Annotated in this window: 20 protein-coding genes, 1 other RNA gene and 1 pseudogene; 11 read left to right on the top strand and 11 right to left on the bottom strand. The window is 69.0% G+C overall.

What is annotated here, in order from left to right:
• Positions 1-4: 4 nt before the first annotated feature.
• From AB0J87_RS16615 to AB0J87_RS16600, 4 genes and pseudogenes are all read right to left on the bottom strand, one after another.
• A pseudogene (locus AB0J87_RS16615) lies at positions 5-781 on the bottom strand (zinc-binding dehydrogenase); the annotation flags it as partial.
• Between the two features lie 182 nt (positions 782-963).
• Entirely contained in the window at positions 964-2,394 is a 1,431-nt protein-coding gene (locus tag AB0J87_RS16610; protein WP_363966016.1) for an Nramp family divalent metal transporter, read from the bottom strand.
• Positions 2,395-2,460: 66 nt separating this feature from the next.
• The gene (locus tag AB0J87_RS16605) at positions 2,461-3,210 is read right to left on the bottom strand and encodes a GNAT family N-acetyltransferase (RefSeq protein WP_350722952.1); all 750 of its coding nucleotides are present in this window, start codon (positions 3,208-3,210) and stop codon (positions 2,461-2,463) included.
• 278 nt (positions 3,211-3,488) lie between these two features.
• The gene (locus AB0J87_RS16600) at positions 3,489-4,934 is read right to left on the bottom strand and encodes an NAD(P)/FAD-dependent oxidoreductase (protein WP_363966014.1); all 1,446 of its coding nucleotides are present in this window, start codon (positions 4,932-4,934) and stop codon (positions 3,489-3,491) included.
• A 94-nt stretch (positions 4,935-5,028) separates the two neighbouring features.
• On the opposite strand from AB0J87_RS16600, the gene AB0J87_RS16595 reads away from it, so the two are divergent.
• From AB0J87_RS16595 to rnpB, 4 genes are all read left to right on the top strand, one after another.
• Positions 5,029-5,829 (top strand): Nif3-like dinuclear metal center hexameric protein, encoded by an 801-nt coding sequence (locus tag AB0J87_RS16595; protein WP_363966012.1) that lies wholly within the window; start codon positions 5,029-5,031, stop codon positions 5,827-5,829.
• A gap of 2 nt (positions 5,830-5,831) precedes the next feature.
• The gene (locus tag AB0J87_RS16590) at positions 5,832-6,572 is read left to right on the top strand and encodes a C4-type zinc ribbon domain-containing protein (protein ID WP_363966010.1); all 741 of its coding nucleotides are present in this window, start codon (positions 5,832-5,834) and stop codon (positions 6,570-6,572) included.
• On the top strand, positions 6,569-7,876 hold the full coding sequence (locus AB0J87_RS16585) for a bifunctional RNase H/acid phosphatase (RefSeq protein WP_363966008.1): 1,308 nt from the start codon (positions 6,569-6,571) through the stop codon (positions 7,874-7,876). The genes AB0J87_RS16590 and AB0J87_RS16585 overlap by 4 nt, the downstream gene beginning before the upstream one ends.
• Positions 7,877-7,912: 36 nt before the next feature.
• Positions 7,913-8,300: RNase P RNA component class A (gene rnpB, locus AB0J87_RS16580), an RNA gene on the top strand.
• 698 nt (positions 8,301-8,998) lie between these two features.
• On the opposite strand, the gene AB0J87_RS16575 is transcribed toward rnpB, so the two are convergent.
• The 3 genes from AB0J87_RS16575 to AB0J87_RS16565 form a co-directional block, all read right to left on the bottom strand.
• Positions 8,999-9,787: a hypothetical protein gene (locus AB0J87_RS16575; protein ID WP_363966007.1), complete on the bottom strand. Its 789-nt coding sequence runs from the start codon at positions 9,785-9,787 to the stop codon at positions 8,999-9,001.
• A 523-nt stretch (positions 9,788-10,310) separates the two neighbouring features.
• Positions 10,311-10,943, bottom strand: coding sequence for a hypothetical protein (locus tag AB0J87_RS16570; protein WP_363966005.1), 633 nt, complete (start codon positions 10,941-10,943; stop codon positions 10,311-10,313).
• Between the two features lie 213 nt (positions 10,944-11,156).
• Entirely contained in the window at positions 11,157-11,561 is a 405-nt protein-coding gene (locus AB0J87_RS16565; RefSeq protein WP_363966003.1) for an ankyrin repeat domain-containing protein, read from the bottom strand.
• A gap of 290 nt (positions 11,562-11,851) precedes the next feature.
• Between AB0J87_RS16565 and AB0J87_RS16560 the strand changes: the two genes are divergently transcribed.
• The 3 genes from AB0J87_RS16560 (at position 11,852) to AB0J87_RS16550 (ending at position 14,821) form a co-directional block, all read left to right on the top strand.
• On the top strand, positions 11,852-12,574 hold the full coding sequence (locus AB0J87_RS16560) for a VOC family protein (protein ID WP_363966001.1): 723 nt from the start codon (positions 11,852-11,854) through the stop codon (positions 12,572-12,574).
• A 157-nt stretch (positions 12,575-12,731) separates the two neighbouring features.
• A complete protein-coding gene (locus AB0J87_RS16555) occupies positions 12,732-13,904 on the top strand; it encodes an FAD-dependent oxidoreductase (RefSeq protein WP_363965999.1) in 1,173 nt (390 codons plus the stop codon).
• Entirely contained in the window at positions 13,901-14,821 is a 921-nt protein-coding gene (locus tag AB0J87_RS16550) for an RNA polymerase sigma-70 factor (RefSeq protein WP_363965997.1), read from the top strand. Before AB0J87_RS16555 ends, AB0J87_RS16550 begins: the two co-directional genes overlap by 4 nt.
• Positions 14,822-14,839: 18 nt before the next feature.
• Here the strand turns inward: AB0J87_RS16550 and AB0J87_RS16545 are convergent, their stop codons facing one another.
• Positions 14,840-15,709, bottom strand: a complete 870-nt coding sequence (locus tag AB0J87_RS16545; protein ID WP_363965995.1) for an alpha/beta hydrolase — start codon at positions 15,707-15,709, stop codon at positions 14,840-14,842.
• A 68-nt stretch (positions 15,710-15,777) separates the two neighbouring features.
• Entirely contained in the window at positions 15,778-16,374 is a 597-nt protein-coding gene (locus AB0J87_RS16540; RefSeq protein ID WP_363965993.1) for a GNAT family N-acetyltransferase, read from the bottom strand.
• A 108-nt stretch (positions 16,375-16,482) separates the two neighbouring features.
• Between AB0J87_RS16540 and AB0J87_RS16535 the strand changes: the two genes are divergently transcribed.
• The gene (locus AB0J87_RS16535; protein ID WP_363965991.1) at positions 16,483-17,427 is read left to right on the top strand and encodes a GntR family transcriptional regulator; all 945 of its coding nucleotides are present in this window, start codon (positions 16,483-16,485) and stop codon (positions 17,425-17,427) included.
• A gap of 7 nt (positions 17,428-17,434) precedes the next feature.
• Here AB0J87_RS16535 and AB0J87_RS16530 read toward each other — a convergent pair whose 3' ends face one another.
• Together AB0J87_RS16530 and AB0J87_RS16525 are read right to left on the bottom strand one after the other, a co-directional pair.
• Entirely contained in the window at positions 17,435-17,896 is a 462-nt protein-coding gene (locus tag AB0J87_RS16530; protein ID WP_363965989.1) for a DUF2871 domain-containing protein, read from the bottom strand.
• 123 nt (positions 17,897-18,019) lie between these two features.
• The gene (locus AB0J87_RS16525) at positions 18,020-18,958 is read right to left on the bottom strand and encodes an SDR family NAD(P)-dependent oxidoreductase (RefSeq protein WP_363965987.1); all 939 of its coding nucleotides are present in this window, start codon (positions 18,956-18,958) and stop codon (positions 18,020-18,022) included.
• Positions 18,959-19,057: 99 nt separating this feature from the next.
• Here AB0J87_RS16525 and AB0J87_RS16520 point away from each other — a divergent pair, with 99 nt between their 5' ends.
• The 3 genes from AB0J87_RS16520 (at position 19,058) to AB0J87_RS16510 (ending at position 22,825) form a co-directional block, all read left to right on the top strand.
• Positions 19,058-19,636 (top strand): TetR family transcriptional regulator, encoded by a 579-nt coding sequence (locus tag AB0J87_RS16520; protein ID WP_363966614.1) that lies wholly within the window; start codon positions 19,058-19,060, stop codon positions 19,634-19,636.
• A gap of 454 nt (positions 19,637-20,090) precedes the next feature.
• On the top strand, positions 20,091-21,119 hold the full coding sequence (locus tag AB0J87_RS16515) for a dipeptidase (protein ID WP_363965985.1): 1,029 nt from the start codon (positions 20,091-20,093) through the stop codon (positions 21,117-21,119).
• A 635-nt stretch (positions 21,120-21,754) separates the two neighbouring features.
• Positions 21,755-22,825 (top strand): M20 family metallopeptidase, encoded by a 1,071-nt coding sequence (locus AB0J87_RS16510; RefSeq protein WP_363965983.1) that lies wholly within the window; start codon positions 21,755-21,757, stop codon positions 22,823-22,825.
• Positions 22,826-23,397 lie beyond the last annotated feature (572 nt).

Here is a 23,397-nt window from a genome sequence, read left to right as displayed (position 1 = left end):
CCTTGCCGACCAGTTCGCGGCTCCCCAGGGCGGCGTGGGCCTCGTGCGCGCGTTCCAGCGGCACGGCCAGCCCCACGACGGTCGTCAGGATGTCGTGCTCCAGGGCCCGCCCGGCCAGCCGCCGGAACTCGTCCGGGGCGAACTGGACCTGCTCCATGCCCACCACCCGCGCGGCCCCGGGCTCGATCCGGGCGGTCGAGCCGCTGGGCACGCCGTAGGCGAAGAACGTGCCGCCGGGCTCGACCAGCTCGTACGCGGCGCCGCCGACCTCCCCGCCGACCCCGTCGAACACCACGTCGAAGGGCCCGCCGAGCTCGTCGTAGCCGACGGCCCGCGCCGCGCCCATGCCCAGGGCCGCGGCCCGCTTCGCCGCGCCGCGGGCGGCGGCCGTCACCTGCGCCCCCGCCGCATGCGCCAGCCCCACGATCGGCAGCCCCAGCGCGCCACCGGCCCCCGTGACCAGCACCCGCGTCCCTGGCTTCAGCTCGGCCGCCTCGACCAGGCTCAGGGCCGCGGGCCCGACCTGGATCAGCGCGGCCGCCCGCCACAGGGGCACCTCGTCGGGCACCGCGACCACCGTCTCGACGTCGGCCACGACCCGCTCGGCGTACGCGCCGCCACCGGGCAGGAACGCGGCCACCCGCCGCCCCGCCCACGCGCCGTCCACCCCGTCGCCCACCGACAGCACCCGGCCGGCCACGCCGGTGCCGGGCACGAACGGCGGCTCGCCGGGGAACCACTCCCGTCCCCACCCGGCCCGCAGCTGCGCGTCGAGCGACATCACGTCCACCACCGACACGCCGATGAGCACCTGCCCCGGGCCGGCCTCCGGCTCCGGCGCCTGCCGGACCTCCAGCACCTCGGGACCGCCGAACCTCGTCACCTCGATCACGTTCATGCGGCCGAGTCTGTAACCTCAAGCGAGGTTGAGGTCAACTTCCGGGGCAGGTCACTCCCTGACGATCAGCCGAACAGCTTGTCCGCCTGCTGGATGAGCACCATCACGGTCAGCGTGCCGAAGAACGCCACCGACCAGATCAGCGCGCCGAGCCGGTACGAACGCACCTTGATGGGCTCGGGCAGCGACCGCCGGTTGAGGATGATCAGCAGGATCGAGTACACGAACATCATCACGGCCGCGAAGCACGCCGAGAGCACCAGCAGGATGAGCGGCTGGTCGAAGCCCGCCAGCAGGAAGGCGATCCCGATCAGCGCCATCGCCCAGACGGTGTAGAAGTAGACGCGGTTCACCGAGACGGGCTTGTCACGCAGGTAGACCGTCTTGATCGTGTCGGAGGCCAGCCGCGAGGTGTAGTCGACGATGCCCATGGCGGAGGCGAACAGCGCCAGCGCCCCGATCACCCAGAACAGCACGCCGAACCACGGCCCGACGACCTCCTGCAGTACCTCGCCCTCGACCTTGAGGAACTGGATGCCGTTGGCCAGCCCCTCCCGGCCGAACACGGTGGAGTAGGCCAGCATCGACATGAACGCGATCGTCAGGAACGACACCACGGCGAAGGTCCAGGCCTGCTCGATGTTCGCGAAGCGCCACCACTGCCGCCAGCGCGCCAGGTTCTCCTTGGTGGGCGCGAACTGGAAGCCGGTCGAGGCGGCCGCCTCCTCCTGGCCGGTCACCGGGCTGACCAGGCGCGGCACGTACTGGCCCATGCCGAAGCCCTTGTCGCGGATCCAGTTGCTCTGGCAGAGGTTCTGGCCGCCGCCCGCGCCGGCGTAGGCGATGGCGCCCATCAGCAGCGAGAACTCCAGCGGCGGCACCGGGATCCGGGCGCCGACGGTCAGGCCCTTGCCCAGCTGGACCCAGCTCTCCGCGTTGATCGCGAACAGGACGGCGACCAGGATCAGCGTGGCCACCAGGATGATCTTCACGAAGATGACCCGTTCGAGCGCGGTGTAGATCACCGGCGCCAGCGTCAGGCCGAGCGCGATCACGACGAGCATGCCGATCGCGATCCACCGCACGCTGCCCGCGCCCGACCCGGTCAGGTACGTCACCATCGTCGCGGACGTGGTGACCCAGCCGGGCCAGAGGTTCGAGCAGAGCGTCATCACCACGAAGACCAGGCCCCAGTGTTTCCACATCCGGCTGAAGCCGGTGAGCGCGGTCTCGCCGGTGGCCAGCGTGTAACGCTCGATCTCCATGTTCAGGAACCACTGCGTGATGATGCCGATCGCGGCTCCCCAGACGAAAATGAGCCCGACTTGGGAGGCGATGTACGGCCAGAGAATGAATTCGCCCGACGCCAGCCCCACACCCGCGCCGACCAGCCCCGGGCCGATGATGCGCCAGGTCGATCGGGGAGGGTCGGGCAGGTCGCGGACGGTGACGGACGGTAGGACTCGCGCGGGAACGGTCGGGGTGAACTCCGCCATGCGAATCTCCTTGCTAAGCGTTGCCTAGCCGCCACATTACAGAGACCGCAAACTCTGGTGGAATACCTAGTTAGCCTGCTTGACCACGTATTCTCCGCGTTCGGTGAAACCCACGACGCGCCAGCCCGCTTTCATACGCCGGCCGAGCGCGTCACGCACGGCCAGCCGCCACGCCGCGGCCGCCGCCGGGTTCTCGCGCCGCAGTCGCTCGACGTCCGCCGGCGTCCCCACGAGCACCGTGCCGCCCCGCGCCTCCTTGGCCACGGGCCACCCGCCCTCGTCCGACAGGAGCGCCTCGGCGGCGGGCGGTTCGCCGGGTTTCGCCGTTTCTGTAAGGCGCCACGCGGCCAGCAGCCGGTCGGACGCGTCACCCTCGTTGATCGCGTCGGCCATCTTCCCGTAGAAGTCCTCCAGGTACTCCTCCGGCATGGCGCCCAGCTTGACCAGGTTGAACCGCGCGTTCCTGCGTACGAGGGGGTCGAACGTCCAGGTGATCCGTTCCAGCCCCTGACCCAGGCACCACTCGCGCTGGTGCGACTTGAGCGCGTGGCCGATGCCCCTGCCGATGACCGCGCCGGTCACGTGCGAGTGCAGCGTCCGCTCCGCCGCCCTGAACCCGACCGAGGCGCCCACGAGCGTGCCGCCCTCGTCGTACGCGCCCGCCACGTAGTTGCCCGTGTGCGCGAACCCGATCATCAGCTCCATCGTCACGGGCGGGTTGTGCGGCGCCGGGTGCCAGATGTCGTCGAAGAGCCGGTAGACCTCCTCGAACTCGTCGATCTGCCGCAACTCCCTGATCTTCACACCACCGTTCACCCCTCCATTTACGCACGCCCGCTCGGCCCCGCCGGACGTCCCCTTACGCACGTCCACGAGTCCCCACCGGACGTCCCTTTACGCTCGCCTGCGCGGCCCCGCCGGACGTCCCTTTACGCTCGCCTGCGCGGCCCCGCCGGACGTCCCCGGCGGGATCGCCGGCGGATCGTCGTCCCACGGCGCGGCGCGCTCCGCGGTACCGCGTGCTCGGCGTCTGGCGTCGTGGGAGCCCGGGGCCTCGGATCCGGGACCGCAGATCCGGGCCCGCACTGTCGCGGCTACAGCGTCCTCAGGCCGACGGGGCGGTAGGCGGGGGCCGGGGGTCTGGCGGTGAGGCGGCGGTAGAGGGTGGTAGGGCCCGGCCAGTTGTTCGTCACGCGGCCCTCGGCCGTCTTGTACCAGCTCCGGCAGCCGCCGCCCCACACCATCCGCGCCATCGCCGCGTCGAGCTGCCCGCGCCAGGCCGCCATCACCTCGGGCCGCACCTCGATCGGCCCGTTGGCGGACAGGTACGGCAGGCAGGACATGATGTGCTCCACCTGGCACTCGATCATGAAGACGATGGAGTTGTGGCCGAGGTTGGTGTTGGGGCCGTACAGGAGGAAGAGGTTGGGGAAGTTCGGCACGGAGATGCCCAGGTACGCCTCGGGCCCTCCCTTCCACTGCTCCTCCAGCGTGCGGCCGTCGCGCCCGGTGATCTCCATCGGGGCCAGGAACTCGGTGGTCCGGAAGCCGGTGGCGTAGACGATCGTGTCCACCTCGTGCGGGCCCTCGGTGGTCTCGACGCCCGTGGGCGTGATCCGTACGATCCTGTCCGTCACCACGTCGACGTTGGGCCTGGTCAGCGCGGGATAGAAGGAGCTGTCGATGACGACCCGCTTGCAGCCCGGCGGGTAGTCGGGCGTGAGCTTGGCCCGCAGCGCCGGGTCGGGCACCTGGTCGTGCAGGTGCCGCAGGGCGCGTTTCCTGAGCAGGTCCGCGCTCCAACCCTGGGCGAGCGCGGGATAGAGGGTGGCCTCGGCGTACCGGTAGAGCCACTCGCGGTAGGCGCGCTGGAGGCCGGGCACGTAGTGGAACCCCAGCCTGGCCAGCGGTCCGAAGGTGGTGTCCGGCTTGGGGATGACCCAGTTCGGGGTGCGCTGGAAGACGTACAGGCGCTCGACCTGCTCGGCGATGCGCGGGATGAGCTGGGCCGCCGACGACCCGTTCCCGATCACGGCGACGCGGCGGCCGGTGAGGTCGTGGGTGTGGTTCCAGCGGGCGGAGTGGAAGGAGACGCCCCCGAAGTCCGGCATTCCCGGAATATCGGGTAGGTGGGGGCGGTTGAGCTGGCCCGCGCCGGTGACGACCATGTCGAACGGCTCGGTGCGGCCGCCGCTCGTCACCTGCCACCTGGTGCCGTCGAAGTCGGCGCGCTGGACTTCCGCGCCGAACCGGATTTTTCGCCTGACGTCGTATTTATCGGCGCAATGTTCAAGATATCCAAGAATTTCGGGCTGTTCTGGGTAACGGCGGGTCCAGCTCGCGTACTTCTCGAATGAGTACGAGTAAAGATGCGAGGGAATGTCGCACCCCGCCCCGGGATAGCTGTTGTCGCGCCAGGTGCCCCCGAGGTCGTCCGCCTTCTCGAAGACCGTGTACGAGCGGATCCCGGCCCGTTCGAGCCGGATCGCCATGCACAGCCCGCCGAACCCCGCTCCGACGATCGCGACGCTTGGTGACATGCCGCCCTCCGCAGGTCAGGATTCACTTACATTACGCCGAACGCCGTACCACCGACACCCTCTCCCGTGCCGATAGTCTGCGCAGGTGGCTGCTGTGTCGTTGAAGAACGTGATCGAGGTGCTCGAGGCGGCCTACCCGCCCGCCCGGGCCGAGTCGTGGGACGCCGTGGGGCTGGTCTGCGGGGATCCGGCGCAGGAGGTGCGCCGGGTGCTGTTCGCGGTCGACCCGGTGGCGGCCGTGGCCGAGGAGGCCCTGGAGTGGCGGGCCGACCTGATCGTCACCCATCACCCCCTGTACCTGCGCGGCACCACCAGCGTGGCCGCGACCACGCCGAAGGGCCGCCTGATCCACACCCTGATAAAGAACGACATATCGCTTTACACCGCCCACACGAACGCCGACGTGGCCAACCCCGGCGTGTCGGACGCCCTGGCCAGGGTCGTGGGCCTGGTGGGCGACCTGGTGCCGCTCCAGCCGTTCCCGGACGACCCGTGGCGGGGTCTGGGCCGCATCGGCGAGTTGCCCTCGGCGATGACGCTGGGCGACTTCGCGGCGCAGGCGTCCAAGGGCCTGCCCCGTACGTCCTGGGGGATCCGCGTGGCAGGCGACCTCGACCGGCCCGTCACCCGCGTCGCGGTCAGCGGCGGCGCCGGCGACTCCCTGCTCGGCACGGCCAAGGCGGCCGAGGTCGATGTGTTCCTGACGGCGGATCTGCGGCATCATCCGGCGAGTGAGTTCGTGGAGTCGGGCGGGCCCGCGCTCATCGACGCCGCGCACTGGGCGACCGAGTGGCCCTGGCTGGACAGCGCGGCGTCCATCCTGCACTCGAGTGGCGTTACCGTTGAAACGCGCGTCTCCGCCACGGTCACCGATGCTTGGACAAAAGGATATTGATCATGAAAGCAGCCCCTGAGGCACAGAAGAGACTGCTCGACCTGGCAGAGCTCGACTCCGTGATTGACCGGCTGGCCCACCGCCGCCGCACCCTGCCCGAGCTGGCCGAGATCGACGAGCGGTCGAAGTTGTTCGCCAAGGTCGCCACCCAGGTGATCGAGGCCGAGACCGAGGCGGGCGACCTGGCCCGCGAGCAGGCCAAGGCGGAGAGCGACGTCGACGCCGTGCGCACGCGTGCCGACCGTGACCAGAAGCGCCTCGACTCCGGCGCCGTGACCTCGCCGCGCGACCTTTCCAGCCTGCAGTCCGAGATCGCCTCGCTGCACAAGCGCCAGGGCGACCTGGAAGAGGTCGTGCTGGAGATCATGGAGCGCAGGGAGGCCGCCGACACCAAGGTCACCGACCTGATCGCGCAGCGTGACGAGCTCGCCGCCGCCCTGTCCACCGCCGAGGCCCGCCGCGACGAGGGACTCCAGGGGATCGACAAGGAGGCTTCGGAGGTCCAGGGTCGCCGGGGCGGCGTCTCCGGCGAGATTCCCGCCGACCTGCTGGCGCTCTACGAGAAGCTCAAGGACCAGTACGGCGTGGGCGCCGCGATGCTGCGGGGCGGCCGGTGCCAGGGGTGCAAGGTGGCCCTGTCCATCGCCGAGATGAACCGCATCAAGGCCGCGCCCCACGACGACGTCCTCCGTTGTGAGGAGTGCCGGCGCATCCTCGTACGTACGGCAGAGTCAGGCCTGTGACCTCCTACGTCATCGAGGCGGACGGCGGATCCCGCGGCAACCCGGGGCCCGCCGGCTACGGCGCGGTGGTCATGGACGCCTCCGACGGCCAGGTGCTGGCGGAGGCGGCTGAGGCCATCGGCGTCACGACCAACAACGTCGCCGAATACCGTGGCCTGATCGCCGGCCTGCAGGCCGTGCTCCGGCTCGGCGGCGAGGGCGCGCCGGTGGCCGTCCGGATGGACTCGAAGCTGGTCATCGAGCAGATGGCGGGCCGCTGGAAGATCAAGAACGAGGGGCTGCGGCCGCTCGCGATGGAAGCCGGATCCCTGGTCAGACGGCTGCGGGTGACGGAGTGGACCTGGATCCCCCGCGAGCGCAACAAGCACGCCGACCGCCTGGCCAACGAGGCCATGGACGCGGCCGCCAAGGGCCTGACCTGGAAGGCCGGCGGCACCACCCAACCGGAGCTCCAGGAAGAGCCCCCGACCGCAGCGGGAGCGGGAGAGCCCTCCACGGCCCGCGCCACGGCACCCACCACCACACCGCCTGCCATCGCCCAGCAGACAGACCTCCTCGACATAGGCGCTATCGGCGCCACGGGCACCATCTCCGAAATATCCGCCCCAACCGCCTCCACCGCCGCGGCCCAGCAACGCACGGCCAAGGCGCCCGCCAAGGGCACCGGCTGGGCCCCGCCCACCCGCGTGGCCACGTCCTTGCTCCTGCTCAGGCACGGCGAGACCGCGCTGTCCGTGGAGCGCAGGTTCTCGGGCAGGGGCGACGCCGAGCTCACGGCCAACGGCCTGGCCCAGGCCGCGGCGGCCGCCGAACGGCTGTCGCGCGAGCCGTACCGGCTGGATGTGATCGTCAGCTCGCCCCTCAAGCGCGCCAGGCAGACCGCGGAGGCGGTCGCGCGGCGGACCGGGCTCGACGTCGAGGTGGACGAGGACCTCAGGGAACTCGATTTCGGCGACTGGGAGGGCCACACGTTCACGGAGGTCCAGCGCCGCTGGCCCGCCGAGCTCTCCACCTGGCTCGCCGACCCGGAGACCGCCCCGCCCGGCGGCGAGAGCTTCGCCACGGTCGCCCGGCGCGTCCAGGCGGCGGGGGAGCGGCTGGTGGAGCGCTACGAGGGCAAGACCGTCCTCGCGGTCTCCCACGTCACACCCATCAAGATGCTGCTGCGGCTGGCCCTGATGGCCCCGCTGGAGTCCCTCTACCGCATGCACCTCGACGTGGCCTGCATGTCGCTGATCGAGTACTACGCGGACGGCCCGGCCGTGGTGAAGTCGTTCAACGACACCTCACACCTGCGGCGTTGACCGGGAACGCCCCGGAGCTTGGTAAAATGCTGCAGACGAGTCGGCCGGGCGACCGCGTCGGGCCATCCGGCCCGCCGAGGAAGGTCCGGGCTCCACAGGGCAGGGTGGTCGGTAACACCGACCCGGGGTGACCCGCGGGACAGTGCCACAGAAAGCAGACCGCCTCCCGGTTGACGGGAGGTAAGGGTGAAAGGGTGGTGTAAGAGACCACCAGCGCCCACGGTGACGTGGGCGGCTAGGTAAACCCCACCCGGAGCAAGGTCAAGAAGGGACGCTCTCCGGAGCGTCCCGCGCGCGACGTTCGAGGGCTGCCCGCCCGAGCCGCGCGGGTAGACCGCTCGAGGCCGCCGGCAACGGCGGCCCTAGATGGATGGTCGCCCCTTCTCACGAAGGACAGAACCCGGCCTACAGGCCGACTCGTCACCCAATCCCTCTCTGACCTGGGAGGGAACGGGGATGCCCCAAGGCCAGGGGCGCCAAACACCCTGTCCAGCGCTTCTCTGGCTCTAGCGGATCCGGTACGAGGTGACCGTACAGATCCACGGTGGTGGCAATCGACTCATGACCGAGCCACCTGGAGACCTCCGAAATGGGGACGCCGGAGGCGTACTGGCGAAGGTGTGACGCAGGTCGTGTCAGGAAGCAGGCCCGCCGCCGTAATGGAGGGCTTCCAGATCTTCGCGTTGACGTAATCGCGGCGGATCAGGTTGTCACGCAGGGCCGTACGAAACAACGCGTCGACTGGCCGCACGCGCCGCCGTCACGGCAGGCACGCCCCCGCCTCCCGCTGACCCTCCCGGCGGCCGGCTGAGAACGACGCCGGACGGCTGGCGCGGACGACTCGAACGGGCCCGCGCCGCGCGACAGTACGATTCCGCTCAGCAGGCGCCGGGCTGGACTGGGAACAGCCGCCGGTTCCCGCCTGCACATGGGGATGTGCAGGCGGGGGCGCTCCGGCTCCGGGATGGCGCCCGGACATATGCGGGTCATGGGATCCATCCGGCTCGCTGCCGCTCCGTAGTGGGCGGGCGGGATGGACAGGCAAGGGGTGCACCGAGGTTGGTGATTCAGGGTGTTACCGCAGGCCAAAGAGCAGGACGTCGCTTGACGAGCGTAAGACTTCTACAGGGTTCCTTGGACTTTAGGGTGCATGACCTCGTAGCTGATTTCGCCATTCAAGTGGACCACGCGCAGGTACGTGTCTTCCGAGATGCCTGCCGCCACCTCATCCATGAGTTCGGCGGCATCGCCACCCGTCCAACAAATGTGCGTCTCTGTCGCTCGACCTTTCAGATAGGCGACACCTGTCTGACCCTCGCAGATCGAATAGCTCGCATCTCGCCAGCCCGCACCCATCGAACACAGAACAGTGCGTTGGTCCTCATCCAGGCATTCAGTCATCGCCTGACGCCATTGACCGTCACATGTGTCCGCCTTGTGGAAAACGCCTTCATTGATGTCGCGGAGGCAATAGATCCTCATCCGCTGGCCGAAAGCGCATTCATTGGGGGATAGTTGCACGTCTGTGCAGGTGAGGAACTTGTCGAGCAGGTCGGCACACCCGACCTTTAGTGTGCGGCAGACGCTCAGAACCTCAAGATACGTGGCACAGAACGGGTCACTCCCTCTGGGATCATCGCGACATTCATAATAAGAATGCCGTAAGTCTCCACAGTCGACGAAGGGGTCACCATACGATCCGGGGCACCGCAGGTGCTCTCGTTCGCCAGCCGCACAGACATGGTCAGAACGGGCAGGAGTTCGTGTACGGCAGGACAGATAGGAGTCGGCCGAAGCGTCGCACATCCTAGAAGTAACGCCGTTCGACTGTGCGCCATATTTGCATTCGAACCAGGCGATCAAAGTGCGATGGCACAGGATGTTCGCGTTCTTGACTTGGTGCTGCTCCATGCATGCGTCGAATCTAGGAGCTGCCTTGTATGTGGAATCTGTCTTGCGGCAGTCCAGCCCTCTGGGCCCGTCGCCCTCAGGGCATATCTCATCAGCTGCGACCTTCTCGTTCGTTCCCGTTCCGTACCAGGTCGGCTCTGGAGATGGAACCTTCGATACAGCAACCGCAGGAGCACAGGCAGTAAGCATGGCCATGATGAAGAAAGCGGCCAGCCCGTTCCGGGAGGCACGCCTCGCTGACCTCATCAGTCCCTCTTCCGGCGGTGTGCAACGTGCGGGAACCAAGCAAACCACCTCTCCCGTGTGGCGGGAAGGACGCGATCGGCTGACAGCCTGAAAGGGAGCCAGATCAGGAGCCACGCTGGATGAACTGGGCTGAACGAAGGTGAACCCGCTTGACTGGCCGGCGCTGCCGCCGAATCGCCGTGGGCTGATCGAAACCATGGGATTCTGGTTGGAGTCGTATCACCGGCTTTGATAAAGCTGAGCGATACACAGTTCCAGGCCGAGCGACGAGCATGAGTCACTTGTCGTCGCCGTAGTAGATGGAGAAGGGGTCGTCGAAGTCGAGGGGTTCGTTCACGTCAAGCGTGAGCTGAATGCTTCTGGTGGGCCTAAGACCCGGGACATCATCGAGGATAGTGTCCTCACCCGAGGCGTGCATGAGCTGGTAGACGGCCCGGCTCACGGTCTGCACGTCAAATTCGGCGTCATCCTCGACGTCGTCCGGCCACACATGCAGGTAGGCAGCCCGGCCGGCAGCCATCAGCGCCTCCCGGTCGTTGATCAGGAAGTCGTGGCGAATGAGTACGGCGATCCGCTCCGCGGACTCCGTTTCCGCGGCCCCCGTTTCCACAGGCTCCTCTTCTTCGTCGTCCTCAATGCGGTAATCGAGGGACGGGGAGATCCCGGTGAGATCGAACTGGGCATCGCCGAAGCGACGAGCTGCCTCCGAGAGCGGGCTGTCCATCGCGAAGATCTCCGCAATTTCCCGTTGGCGCCCCTCCATCCCACACAAGGTCTCGGTGTGCTGAAGCACCTCTGCCGCGAACGCTTCGGCCGCCTCTCGTAACCGCTCCCGAGCCTCGTCCGAGAACTGCTCAACCTCTTCGTGGGCCACATTGTCCTCGAACGAAGCCGTGCCCCGATCGCTCATTGAGGATCCCTTCGTCCGGTCCGGTCTCAGCACATCTCAGCACAGATCCTCAGTTCCGCTCTGGTTCCACGCCTCAGCGACGAACTGAGTGACATCGGAAGGCATTCTTCGGCCCGTCAGTGCACAGTGCGGCACACTAGCCAGTCCATCGACTTCGGCAAAGACCGCTCCTCCCGATCGCGAGGGCTGCTTTGGGAGCAAGAAGTCGCAGGTTCACATTGGCCACGGACGTGGTTCCGCCGGAGGAAGCTCGGGACAGAGGATCGGCACCGTGCCGCCGTGAAGACGAGCGATATGAGCCTCAAGCAGCCGAACGGCCGGTCCGTGACCGTAGTGGAAGGCGAAGAGTTGCGGGACGTCCCCGTCAGGGCCCGGACGTTCGGGATCAGCGCCGTAGGCCAAAAGCACTGCGGTACATGCAGCGTCCAGTGACTGCCCGGTCTGGGCTGCTCCATCGGCTTCCACGTCGATCGCATGCAAGAGCAAGGTCATGTTGGACCACACCTCATTTGGATCGGTACCGGCGTCGAGTAACCGAGTCAGCTCCGCCAGGTCGCTGTGCTCGACCGCATGATGCGCCGGAGTCATCGGCTCGTAGGCTGCCGCTTCATATTCCATGGCTGGGATCAAAGCAGACGACTCCATCACGCACCGGGCACCGGGCACGTGGCCGGGGCAGAACCGCGCCTCCTCGCAGGGCACTTCCAGGGCATATCGCACCACTAGCCGACCATAGTGTTTCTGCAGTTCAAACGAGGTTGCGCGCGATCCGCCGCTCCGTGGTGGGGCGACGGGCGCGGGAGAAAATGCGTGGCGGGGCCCGTGTGCCAGACGTTATTTTCTCCATGGGCGCGGCGGACGTGCCTTTTCTGCGGCTTTGAATCAGCAGATCGGAGGTGCGGAGCGGAATGGCTTGTCGCCTCCACGCGCTCTGCTTCGACGCACACGACCCGCTCCGTCTCGCGCGCTTCTGGGCCGGCGTCCTGGACTGGAAGCTGGCCGACGACCCTCGGGACGGCGTCGCGCTCCTGCCGAGCGATGACACCGGGTTCCGGATCCGGTTCCTGCCGTCCCAGGCGCAGAAGATCAGCCAGAACCAGATGCACTTCGACCTGACGAGCAAGTCCCTCGAGGATCAGCGGGAGACAGTGGCGAGGTCGCTCGGGCTCGGCGCCCGGCACATCGACGTCGGTCAAGGTCCGGAGGATGAGCATGTCGTGCTCGCGGACCCCGAAGGCAACGAGTTCTGCGTGATCGAGCCGGGCAACAACTTCCTCGCCGAATGCGGATTCGTCGGGGCGCTCGCGTGCGACGGTTCGCAGGAGGTCGGCTACTTCTGGAGCGAGGCGCTGGGCTGGCCGCTGGTCTGGGATCAGGACCAGGAGACCGCGATCCGCTCGCCGCAGGGCGGCCCGAAGATCACCTGGGGCGGTCCGCCGCTGGACCCGAAGACCGGGAAGTACCGGCTGCATTTCGACCTCGCTCCGCCCGCCGGCGGTGATCAGCAAGCGGAGGTCGAGCGGCTCGTCGCCCTCGGGGCGACGCGCGTCGACATCGGTCAGGGCGAGGTCGACTGGGTGGTCATGGCCGATCCCGATGGCCATGAGTTCTGTGTTCTGAGCCCGCGATAGCGCCCTCGTTCGCGCCCTCTCGTGACCGCTGACCAGGCGAAAGTCTCCGTAGTCCGTTCGTGAGGCGGGGTGTGGCGCACGTCACATCCGGCCCGTGTCACGTATCGGCGAGCAGCTTGCATCACGTGGTCGTCAGTGCGAGGAGAAGGGCGCAAAGATGACCGAACATCGGGTGCTGATTCTGGGGGCGGGGTACGCGGGCATGGCCGCGGCGATCCAGCTCGCGGCTCGGGGTACGCGGCGCGAGGACGTGCGGGTGACCCTGGTGAACGCGCAGGAGCGGTTCACCGAGCGGCTGCGGCTGCACATGTCGGCGACCGGGCAGCGGGTCGCCGAGCTGAGCATCCCGGAGCTGCTGGAGGGCACGGGCGCGCGGTTCGTGCGGGGCTGGGCGACGGCGGTGGACGCGGACGCGAAGCTCGTACGGATCGACGACGACCGGGTGCTGCACTACGACACGCTGGTGTACGGGCTGGGCAGCCTGGCCGACACGTCGGCGGTGCCGGGCGTGGAGGATCACGCGTACACGCTCAACAGCGCGCAGGACGCCGAGCTGCTGGCCGATCGGCTGGCTCGGCTGGGCCGTGGCACGGTCGTGGTCGGCGGCAGCGGGCTGACCGGCGTCGAGTCGGCCGCGGAGATCGCCGAGCAGTACCCGGAGCTGGACGTCGTGCTGCTGGGCCGGCAGGAGCCCGGCGCGGCCATGAGTCCCAAGCCGAGGGCGTATCTGCAGGCCGCGCTCGCGCGCCTGGGCGTCCGGGTGCTCAGTGGGGCCGAGGTGGTGAAGGTGCTGCCGGACGCGGTGGAGCTGGCGGGCGGGGAGCTCGTCGCCGCCGACGTCGTGCTGTGGACGAGCGGTACGCGGGTGTCGCCGCTGGCGGCCGCGGCCGGGCTGACCGTCGACGAGCGTGGCCGGGTCGTCACCGATGCCGCGCTGCGGTCGGTGTCGCACCCGGACGTGTACGCCGTGGGCGACGCGGCCGCGATCCGGCAGGAGTACGGCGTCATGCACGGCACGTGCCAGAGCGGCATGCCGACCGGTGTGCACGCCGCGGTGTCGATCGTCCGCACGCTGGACGGCAGGCGGCCCAAGCCGTTCCGTTTCGGCTACTACCACACGCCGGTGAGCCTGGGGCGGCACGATGCCGTCGTCCAGTTCACCCACCCCGACGACAGCCCCCGACGGGTCTATCTCACCGGCCGGACGGCGGCACGGTATAAGGAGACGGTGACCGCCTCGCCCTGGCCGACCTATGGCCGCATGAAGAAGCTGCCCGCCTCGGGCGCGTTCTGGCCCCGCGGCGGCCGCTTCACCAGGGGTATGCGGTGACGCAGCCGTACTCCGATCGCGACCAGCAGGTCTTCAACCAGCATCGCAACCTGCTGTTCTCCGTGGCCTACCGCATCCTCGGCACCGTGGCGGACGCTGAGGACGCGGTCCAGGAGGCCTGGATCAAATGGTCGGCCGCCGACCGTTCGCAGGTGACCGATCCCAAGGCCTATCTGGCGCGGATCGTGTCGAACCTGGCGCTGCAACGGCTGCGCTCCACGCAGCACCAGCGCGAGACCTACGTCGGGCCGTGGCTTCCGGAGCCGATCCTGACCAGCGGCGACACCGCCGACGACGTCACGAACGCCGAGTCGGTGTCGACGGCGATGCTGGTGGTGCTGGAGACCCTGAGCCCGCTCGAGCGCGCGGTCTTCGTGCTGAAGGAGGTCTTCGGCTTCAGCCACGCCGAGATCGCGGAGGCGGTGGAGCGCTCCGAGTCCGCGGTGCGCCAGGCCGCGCACCGTGCTCGCGAGCACGTACGGGCCCGGCGGCCCCGGTTCACCGCGGACCGGTCGCGGCAACGCGACGTCACCGAACGCTTCCTCGCCGCCGCGACCGGCGGCGACATCAACACCCTCATGGAACTGCTGTCCCCGGACGTCACCCTGTGGACCGACGGCGGCGGCAAGGTTCGCCAGGCGCTGCGGCCGGTGGTGGGCGCGGAGACGGTGGCCGCCTGGTTCGCCGCGATCGGTGAGGTCACCTACCAGGGCGTCGAGCCCGCCGACATGAACGCCGCACTGGTCGAGATCAACGGCGGCCCGGGCGTGGTGTTCAGCGGCCTGGGCCGGGTGATCGCCACCGTCACATTTGATTTCGACGCCGAGGGCCGCATCTTCACCATCCACAACATCGCCAACCCGGACAAACTCCAGGCCATCGCGGATGGCACCACGCGCGACGTCCGTACCCCCTGAGACCTCGCGCGCGCGGGACTAACGGCTGAGGAGCTCGCTGAAGATCTCCACCACTTCGGGCCGGTCGAAGGGGCCGACGTGGGGCGCCGCAACGCTTCGCACGTCGGTCGGGTTGTCCGGCGTGAGGCGGTCGGCCTCCTGGATGAACCGGTCCTGCAGCGCCGGCGGGATCAGCCGGTCGAGGGTGAAACGTACGTAGGTCCGGGGAATGCGGCCCCACGTGTGCGCCTCGCCCCGGGCGTCGGCCATGGGGATGCCGGCGGTCTCATCCGGTTCGAGCAGGTTGAGCAGCCGGCTCACCCCCTCGTCGGTGAAGTCGCCGGCCAGGGCCTCCCTGACGCCGCGGAACACCGCCGGGTCGGCCGAGCGCCAGTTGAGCCGGGTCACCCCGAGGACCGCGGGGTCGGCGACCAGCGCCTGGGTCACTTGGGGGAGGAGGCTGTCGCTGTTCTCGGGGGTGGAGAGGTAGGCGGTCAGGTTCGGCAGGTCCACGCAGCAGTACGCGGCGACATAGACGACCCGGTCGAGCAGCTCGGGGATGGCGTTGCCGACCCTGCTCACGGTGACGCCGCCCTGGCTGGCGCCGGCCAGGATCACGGGCCCGAGGCGGTGGGCGCGGCGGACCACGTCCACGACGCGTTCGACGTAGTCGTCAATGGTGATCTTGGCGAGCGGCGACGGCTCGGTCGCCAGCGCCTGGAGGTCCTGCGGGGCCTGGTACGCGCGGGGGTAGAACGCCTCGTCGCCGTGTCCCGGAAGGTCGACCATCAGGGCTCGGTGCCCGCGCAGGGTGAGTTCGCGGATCAGCCCCGTGCCAAGGGCCGAGGAGGAGTTGGTCCCGTGGACGAACACCAGGGTCGGCGCGCGTCCTGCTTCATGGTTGGTCATCGTCGCTCTCTTCCTTGTTCGTTGGGTTTGTGTGGGTGGTCAAGGCCGCGGCGGGTTTGTGTGGGTGGTCAAGGCCGTGGCCGGCGCCACATCGGCCACAGGAGCGGGCTGTCGGCCACGCGTACCGGTTCGCCGAGATCCTCGAAGCCGTGCCGCAGGTAGAGGTCGCGGCTGCGGGGCGAACTCGCCTCGAGGTACGCGGCGAGCCCGTCGGCGTCCGCCCGCTCCAGCCGGTGCCGCAGCATCGCCGTACCGAGTCCGGCGCCCTGCCGCCCGCCGACCACTCCCATGCACGCGAGGTAGAGGTGAGGTTCGTGGCCGGGGTGCCGTTGGGCCAGCGCCTCGCCCACGGCCTGCAGCCGTGCTCCGTTCTCGCCGAAGACCTGGTCGGCCCCCGGAGGCTCCTCGTGGGACGTCCGGCCCGTGGCCGGCGCCAGCCACAACGAGGCGCCTTCGCGACCGCCGATCAGGTACGCCTCGGCGGTGGGATGGGCCAGCAGGGAGCGGTAGAAGTACGACTGGAGCCGACCTCGTTCGCTCGCCTCGGGGAAGAGCCAGCAGGCGAGGGGGTCGTTCATGAACGCCTCGGTGAGGACGTCCAGCACCGCCTGCTCGTCTGCTCCATCCGCCTTCCGCACGGATGCGTACGGCGTATCAACTGTCATGCGTACAGAGTATTCAGATAGCCGCTCTCCTCGCGGTTTTAAGGGAAAGAAGTGAACTAGTACTGTATAGAGTGAACTAGTGCACTTGTCGATGGATAGGAGGTCCCCATGCAGCGAACGGATCCGCCCTACCAGCGGATCGTCGCGGAGATCCGTGCCCGGATCCTGAGCGGCGCCCTGCGGCCCGGCGACCGGATGCCGTCCATCCGGCAGATCGCCCAGCGATGGGGCGTCGCGCTCGCCACCGCGACCAAGGTGATGGCGGCGCTGCGCGACGAGGGGCTGGTCGAGACGAAGGTCGGCTCCGGCGCGGTGGTCAGCTCACGTACGACCCTCAAGCAGCCGGTCGTGCCGCCGAGGCCGCGGCAGGCCGGTGTCCCCAAGCAGGCGCTCAATCGCGAGCAGATGCTCCGCACCGCTATCAAGATCGCCGACGCCGAAGGGCTCGACGCCGTGTCCATGCGGCGGCTCGCGGCCGAGCTCGGCGCCGGTCCGATGTCGCTCTACCGGCACGTGGAGAACAAGGACGAGCTGGTGACGCAGATGGTCGACGAGGTCTTCGGCGAACCGGAGCTCCCCGTGCCCGGGCCGGACGGCTGGCGGGCCAAGCTCGAACTGATCTCCCGCGCGCAATGGCAGCTGGTACGGCGGCACCTCTGGCTGCCCAGGGCCGTCTCGTTCACGCGCCCGCTGCTAGTGCCCAACATGATGGCCCACACCGAATGGACCCTGCGCGCACTCGACGGGCTCGGCCTGCCCATGGAGACCTGCATCCGGGAGGCGCTCGCGCTGCACGGACTGGTCATCACCGTCGCCCTGTCGATGGCGGACGAGGTCGAGGCCGAGCAGGAGACCGGCGTGACCCTCGACCGGTGGTGGCTCGCGCAACGGAACCGCGCCGACGAACTCCTCGACAGCGGACGATTTCCGCTGTTGGCCACGATCCCGGAGGAGACGGTGTCGGACCTGGACGGGCTGTTCGAGTACAGCCTGGCGCGCCATCTCGACGGATTCGCAACCCTGGTCGAGGGTCAGGCCCGGGCGCGACCATGAGCCCTCGTCAGGCTTCGGCGTTCCGCGGTGCCGCGTCGGCCGGGACGGGGTCGGTCGCGGGAGCGGGCTTGGCGGGGATGCGCTTGCCCAAGGTGACGAACAGCAGAATCAGGCCCACGGTCAGCAGGACGTGACCCAGTCCGGAGATCAACGCGATGGCTTCACCGCTGGGGCGGCCCAGGACGGTCAGGGTGCCGTGGAGGGTCATCGTGGCGACGGTCACCGCCAGGCCGGCGTTGTAGATCCAGAAGAACCAGCCGAAGAGCCGGACGGAGGTCAGCGCGAACAGCTTCTCCAGAGCGAGGACCACGAGAAAGAACAGCATCCCGAGCGCGAGCAGGTGCGTGTGGACGACGCCCAGCTGCGTGTCGCCGGTGAAGCCCGTCAGCTTGGTCAGCTCGCGGTAGTACAGGCCGCTGACCAGCCCAAGGATCATGTAGACGTGAGCGACGTTGAGGATTTTCCTCATGGGAAGCTGACCTTCACTCTCGCGCGGGGGGAAACGGTGCGGCCCTCGCCGGGTGAGGTTCGCTGGAGGGGCGTTCTTCTGGTGCCGGTCGGTGCCGGGAGGACATTATCGGACTGTGGTCCGCTATCGCAATGCCGCCGGAGGGCTCGGGTCGAGGCCGGTCAGAGCGGAGCTGGCGGTCCACACGCGGGCCGCGAGTTCGGTGTCGGCCAGGTGGCCGCGTACGTGTTCGAGGGTGGGCAGGCCGCGGATCCCGAAGACCCGGGGTCCCCATAGCTGGCCGCCGCGTACGGACGGGTCGAGGACGGCCCGGACGGCGGGCCAGGCGGCGGCTTCCTTGCCCTGGAGGAGGAGGCCGGCGGGCAGGCCGCGCAGCCGTTCGCCGGTGGTGGGCAGGTGGACCGGCGGGCGGGCCGGTGTGAGGGAGTCGAGTGCGCCGCCGGGGTGGGTGACCACGCTCAGTGTCGTGCTGCCGGCGGCGCGCAGGCGGCGGTCGAGTTCGAAGCCGACGAGCATCTGCGCGAGCTTGGATCGCGCGTAGGTGCGTTTGGGCCGGTAGTCGCGCGTGCTCTGGAGATCGTCGAGGTCCAGGCTCTCGGACTTGGCGGTGAAGCTGCCGGTGGTGACGACGCGGCTCGCGGGCGTGGCCGTGAGCAGGGGCGAGAGCCAGTGGATCAGCGCGAAGTGCCCCAGGTGGTTGGTGGCGAACATCAGCTCGTTTCCGTCCCCGGTGACCCGCCGTTGTGGCTGGTCGAGCAGCACTCCGGCGTTGCAGACGACCGCGTCCAGCCTCTCCAGGCTCAGGGCGTCCACGGAGGCTTTGAGCGAGGAGAGGTCGGCGAGGTCCAGGCGGATGTGCCGTACGTCGGCGCCGGGGACGCGGGCGCGGATCGAGGCCCGCGCGGCTTCGGCCTTGGCGGTGTCGCGGCTGCCGAGGATGACGGTGGCGCCGGTGCCGGCGAGTTGTTCGGCGACGAAGTATCCGATGCCGGCGTTGCCGCCGGTGACGAGGAAGTGCTTGCCCTCGGCGGGCGGCAGGCGTCGTACGTCCCAGGGGGACATGGTCGGCTCCTTGGCTCGATGATTTCTGAACTGACTCTGAAACTATAGTCATTATGGATTCGTAGGCGTTCCAGGTTTCGCTACGATGAGGGCGTGGAGATGGGGCGCCGGGAGCGCAAGAAGGCACAGACCCGCCGGGCGTTGTCGGACGCCGCGTTGCGGCTGTTCGCCGAGCACGGGTACGACGGCGTCACCGTCGCCCAGATCGCCGACGAGGCGGACGTCTCCATCGCCACGCTGTTCGCGCACGTGCCGGACGGCAAGGAAGCGCTGATCTTCGACGATGGCGCGGAACGGCACGTCTGGCTGGCCGCCGCGGTCCGCGACCGGCCCGCCGGTCAGTCCGTACTGGAAGCTCTGCGCCGGTGCCTGGCGGGTCGGGGGCCGTTCACCGACGATCTCCCACCCGAGCTGCGGGCCAAGCGTGACCTGATCGTCAGTACGCCCGCCCTGCGGGAGTACTCGCGCAGGCTCTGGATAGCCGGTGAGGGGCCCCTGGCCGAGGCGATCGCCGCCGAGAGCAGCCGCGAACCGTCCGACATGACCGTCCGCGCGCTCGCCCGCTATGTCCTGGAGATTCCTGAGCTCGCGGGTGTGGAGGCCGACCCCCTGGCCGCGATGAACGCCATCTTCGACCTGCTCGAATCCGGCTGGCCGGAGTCGCACGAGGACACCTGACCGGCTCCGCCGATCCTGGGGTGAACTCCCGACGGCGACGCCATTCCCGACGGTGAAGCCGCTCTGGACGGCGAGGCCATTTCCAGCGGCGAGGCCACTCCCGCTGCCACACGCTGCAGCACGGTGCCCCCACCCCGTCGCCGCCCACCCCCGTTGCTCCCCAAGCATGGCGCCCGCCTCGCGGGCCCCTCCAGCACGGCGCACCCATCCCGTCGTGGCCCAGGCGACTCGGCTCGGCCCGAGGCGTCGTCACCGCTCAGCCTGGCCGCGTGCCTTCGGCCACCACCACGGACTCGGCCGTTACCCGTCGCCGCGCGCGGTGGGTGCCTGACCGGGTGCACGCGTTTCCCCACAGGGCACACTTGAAACTCAACCCACAGTCGTACAAGTGATCCAAAAAATCGGACTCAGGGCGCATTGGAGCAGGTCCAGCCCTCGCGATAACGTCCATCGCATGACGCTTTCCCTCCACCGACGCGCAGTCGTGGCCGACACACACAACGATCTGCTCATGGCCGTCTCCGCGCGGCCACCTGAGCAGTGGGCCTCGTTCTTCCGGGAGAGATGGCTGCCCCAGCTCGTCGAGGGCGGGGTCGATCTGCAGGTCCTGCCGGTCTTCATCGACGACCAATATCGGCCGGAGGGCGCGCTGAGGCAGACGTTGCGCATGATCGAGTGTGCGCACGTGCTGGCCGAGGGAAATCCCGACCATGTCCGGATCTGTCTGAACGCGGCCGACATCGACAGCACGCTCGAAGAGGGCAAGATCGCGCTGGTGATCGCGCTGGAGAGCATGCCGGGCATCGACGCCGACGTCGAGCTGATCTCGACCGTTCACCGCCTTGGCGTACGGGTGGCGTCCATCGCGCATTTCGGGCGCACGGCGTTGGCCGACGGCAGCGGTGAGGACGCCACGGGCAGCGGCCTGACCTCCCACGGCATCGCGGCGCTGGAGGAGATGGAGCGGCTCGGCATCGTCTTCGACGTCTCCCACCTGGGCGCCTCCGGCGTGGCGCACGTCCTGGAGCTGGCCACCAGACCGGTCATCGCCACTCACTCCGCCGCCAGGGCGCTGCGCGACCACCACCGCAACCTCACCGACGACCAGCTCCGCGCGGTGGCCGCCACGGGCGGCGTGATCTGCGTCAACTTCTTCGCCCCCTTCCTCGCCGAGCGCGAGGAGGACATGACCCTCGACCGCCTGCTCGACCACATCGAGCACATCGTGTCCGTCGCCGGGATCGACCACGTCGGGCTCGGCCCCGACTTCATCCGCGAGGTCATGGACGACCTGACGCCGCCGTGCTGCGAGGGCCTCAACACGAGAGGCGTCAACCCGAAGTCGGCCGTCCCGGGGTTGGCGGGTCCCTCCGGCCTGCCCATGGTCACCGAGGGCCTGCTCGCCCGCGGCCTCCCGGAGAAGGACGTCGCGAAGATCATCGGCGGCAACGTGCACCGCTTCCTGAGCGAGCAACTGGCGTGATCGGCGACATGCGGTAGAGGTTTGTCAGCGGCAGCCGTGGTCCGGTCAGCGGCAGGGTGCATCGCCTTCGGGCAACAGCTGAGCTGGTCAACGCCGGCGTGCACCGCCTTCCGGGAAATAGCCGGGTCGGCTAACGCCGGCGAGCACCGCTCTCCGGCCAGGTAACTCGGTCGGTTAACGACCGCGCGCACGCTTTTCCGGCAAATAGCTGGGCCGGTTGGCGGCAGCGTGCACCGTTTTCCGGGTAAGTAGCAGGTGGAGTGGGGGGCGGCGGCCGGCGCCGCCTCCTGGGTGAGCGATTGATGGCGTTGGCGGCAAGGTGTGCTGGTTCCTGGGTGGGGAACTGGTTGGGTCGGTGGCAGCGGGCGTGCTGCTTGGGCGAGTGGTCGGTGGAGTGGGCGGCGGCGTTCGCGATCTCCTGAGTGAGCAATTGACGGCGTTGGCGGCAGCGTGCGCCGGTTCCTGGGCGGGAGCCGGTTCGGTCGGCGGCAGCATGCACCGCTTTCAGAGGATCTAAGTGCGCGGCATGCGCATGACCCCCTTCATCACCCCTTCTCGGACGGCGATCGGGCCGGTGCGAGCTCACGGCTGCGGAGAGGAAACGGAATGAAGCACGAGCTCTACGGAGGGACGGCATGATCGAGGATCTCGAAGAGCTGGTGTTGTGCGAGTCCTTCACCCACGACCTGGAAGCCGTTGCCCGCAGCGCGAAGGTCGTGGCGGCGATGGGAGCCCGCTACCTGGGCACGCAGCCCGAGTTCCTCGTGATCGACGGCGTCACGCACCTGCGCTGGACGTTCGGCACCCCCAAGGTGTTCCTGCTGTGCCACCACGACACCGTCTGGCCGATCGGCACCCTCGCCACCCACCCCTGGTCCGTGGTGGACGGCGTCGCACGGGGACCCGGGGTGTTCGACATGAAGGCGGGGCTGGTGCAGACGTTCCACGCGTTGGCCGGGCTCGACTCGCTCGACGGCATCACTCTGCTGATCAACGGTGATGAGGAGTGCGGTTCCCGTACGTCGGCCGAGCTGATCAAGGAGACCGCCCGCGGGCTGGCCGCCGCGTTCGTCATGGAGGCGAGCGCCGACGGCGGCGCGCTGAAGACGTCCCGCAAGGGCACCGCCCTCTACACCGTCAACGTCCGCGGCCGGGCCGCGCACGCCGGGCTGGAGCCCGAGAAGGGGCTGAACTCCGCGATAGAGCTGGCTCACCAGGTCCTGGCCATCGCCGCCATGGGCGCGGGGGCCACCACTGTCACGCCGACGGTCTTGTCGGCCGGCACGGCACGCAACACCGTCCCCGCCGCGGCCTCGGTCTCGGTGGACGTGCGAGTGGCTGAGATGTCGGAGCAGGATCGGGTGGACGCGGCCTTCCGCGCGCTCCGGCCGGTCCTGCCCGGCACCCGCCTGGAGGTCCTGGGCGGCCCCAACCGGCCGCCGCTCGAGAGCGCGATGTCGGCCTCGTTGTACGCGTTGGCGCAGGAGCTGGCATCGGACCTGGGAGTGGGGCCGCTGATCTCGGCCTCGGTGGGCGGCGCCTCGGACGGCAACTTCACGGCGGGAGTCGGCTGCCCGACCCTCGACGGGCTGGGTGCCGTGGGCGGCGGGGCGCACGCGGACGACGAGCACGTCATCGTCGCCGAGATGCCCCGGCGCACCGCCCTCCTCCGCGCCCTGATCGAAGCCGTCCGTGGCGGGGCGTGAGCGTGGGTGTCCTTGCCGTGTGACCCGAGGTGTTCGTCCCGGCGGCCGTAGGACTGTTCGTCCCAGTGGCCGTAGGGCGGCTTGGGCGATCTCCTCGACGGTGCCGAGCCGGTTGGTTGATGGGCTGGTTGGCTTTGGCGTCGGCGTGGTTGGAGGCACGGCCGGAGATGCCGCCAAGGCAGCTGAGGCCGGGATGCTGCCGAGCTGAGGCCCGGATGCCGCCGAGGCTGTTGGGGCGGGAGACGCTGTAGAGGCCGACAAGGCGGCGGTGGATGCCGTATCGAGGCCGTTGAGGCGGAAGATGCCGTCCAGGCCGGTGGATGCGTCGAGGCTGTCGGGGCCGGAGATACTGTCGAGGTTTGGGATGCCGCCGAGGTGACGGTGGCTCTGCTGTCTTGTGCGCGCATGTGCCGCAGTGGAGGTCCCGGCGGCGATCAGGGCTGATGCGGTGACGTGTTCAGAGACCGTGTCAGCTCGGCGACGGTCCGATATCAGCGCGGTCGGCGATGGTGGGTCCCATGAACGGCTCAGCCATCACGGCCCCGTCCTCGACGGCATCGACCCGGATGCCC

It is taken from the genome of Nonomuraea sp. NPDC049625, assembly GCF_040675285.1.
Taxonomy (GTDB): domain Bacteria; phylum Actinomycetota; class Actinomycetes; order Streptosporangiales; family Streptosporangiaceae; genus Nonomuraea; species Nonomuraea angiospora_A.
The sequence above is the reverse complement of the archived record's forward strand: the minus strand, read 5'-3'. Positions and strand labels throughout refer to the sequence as shown.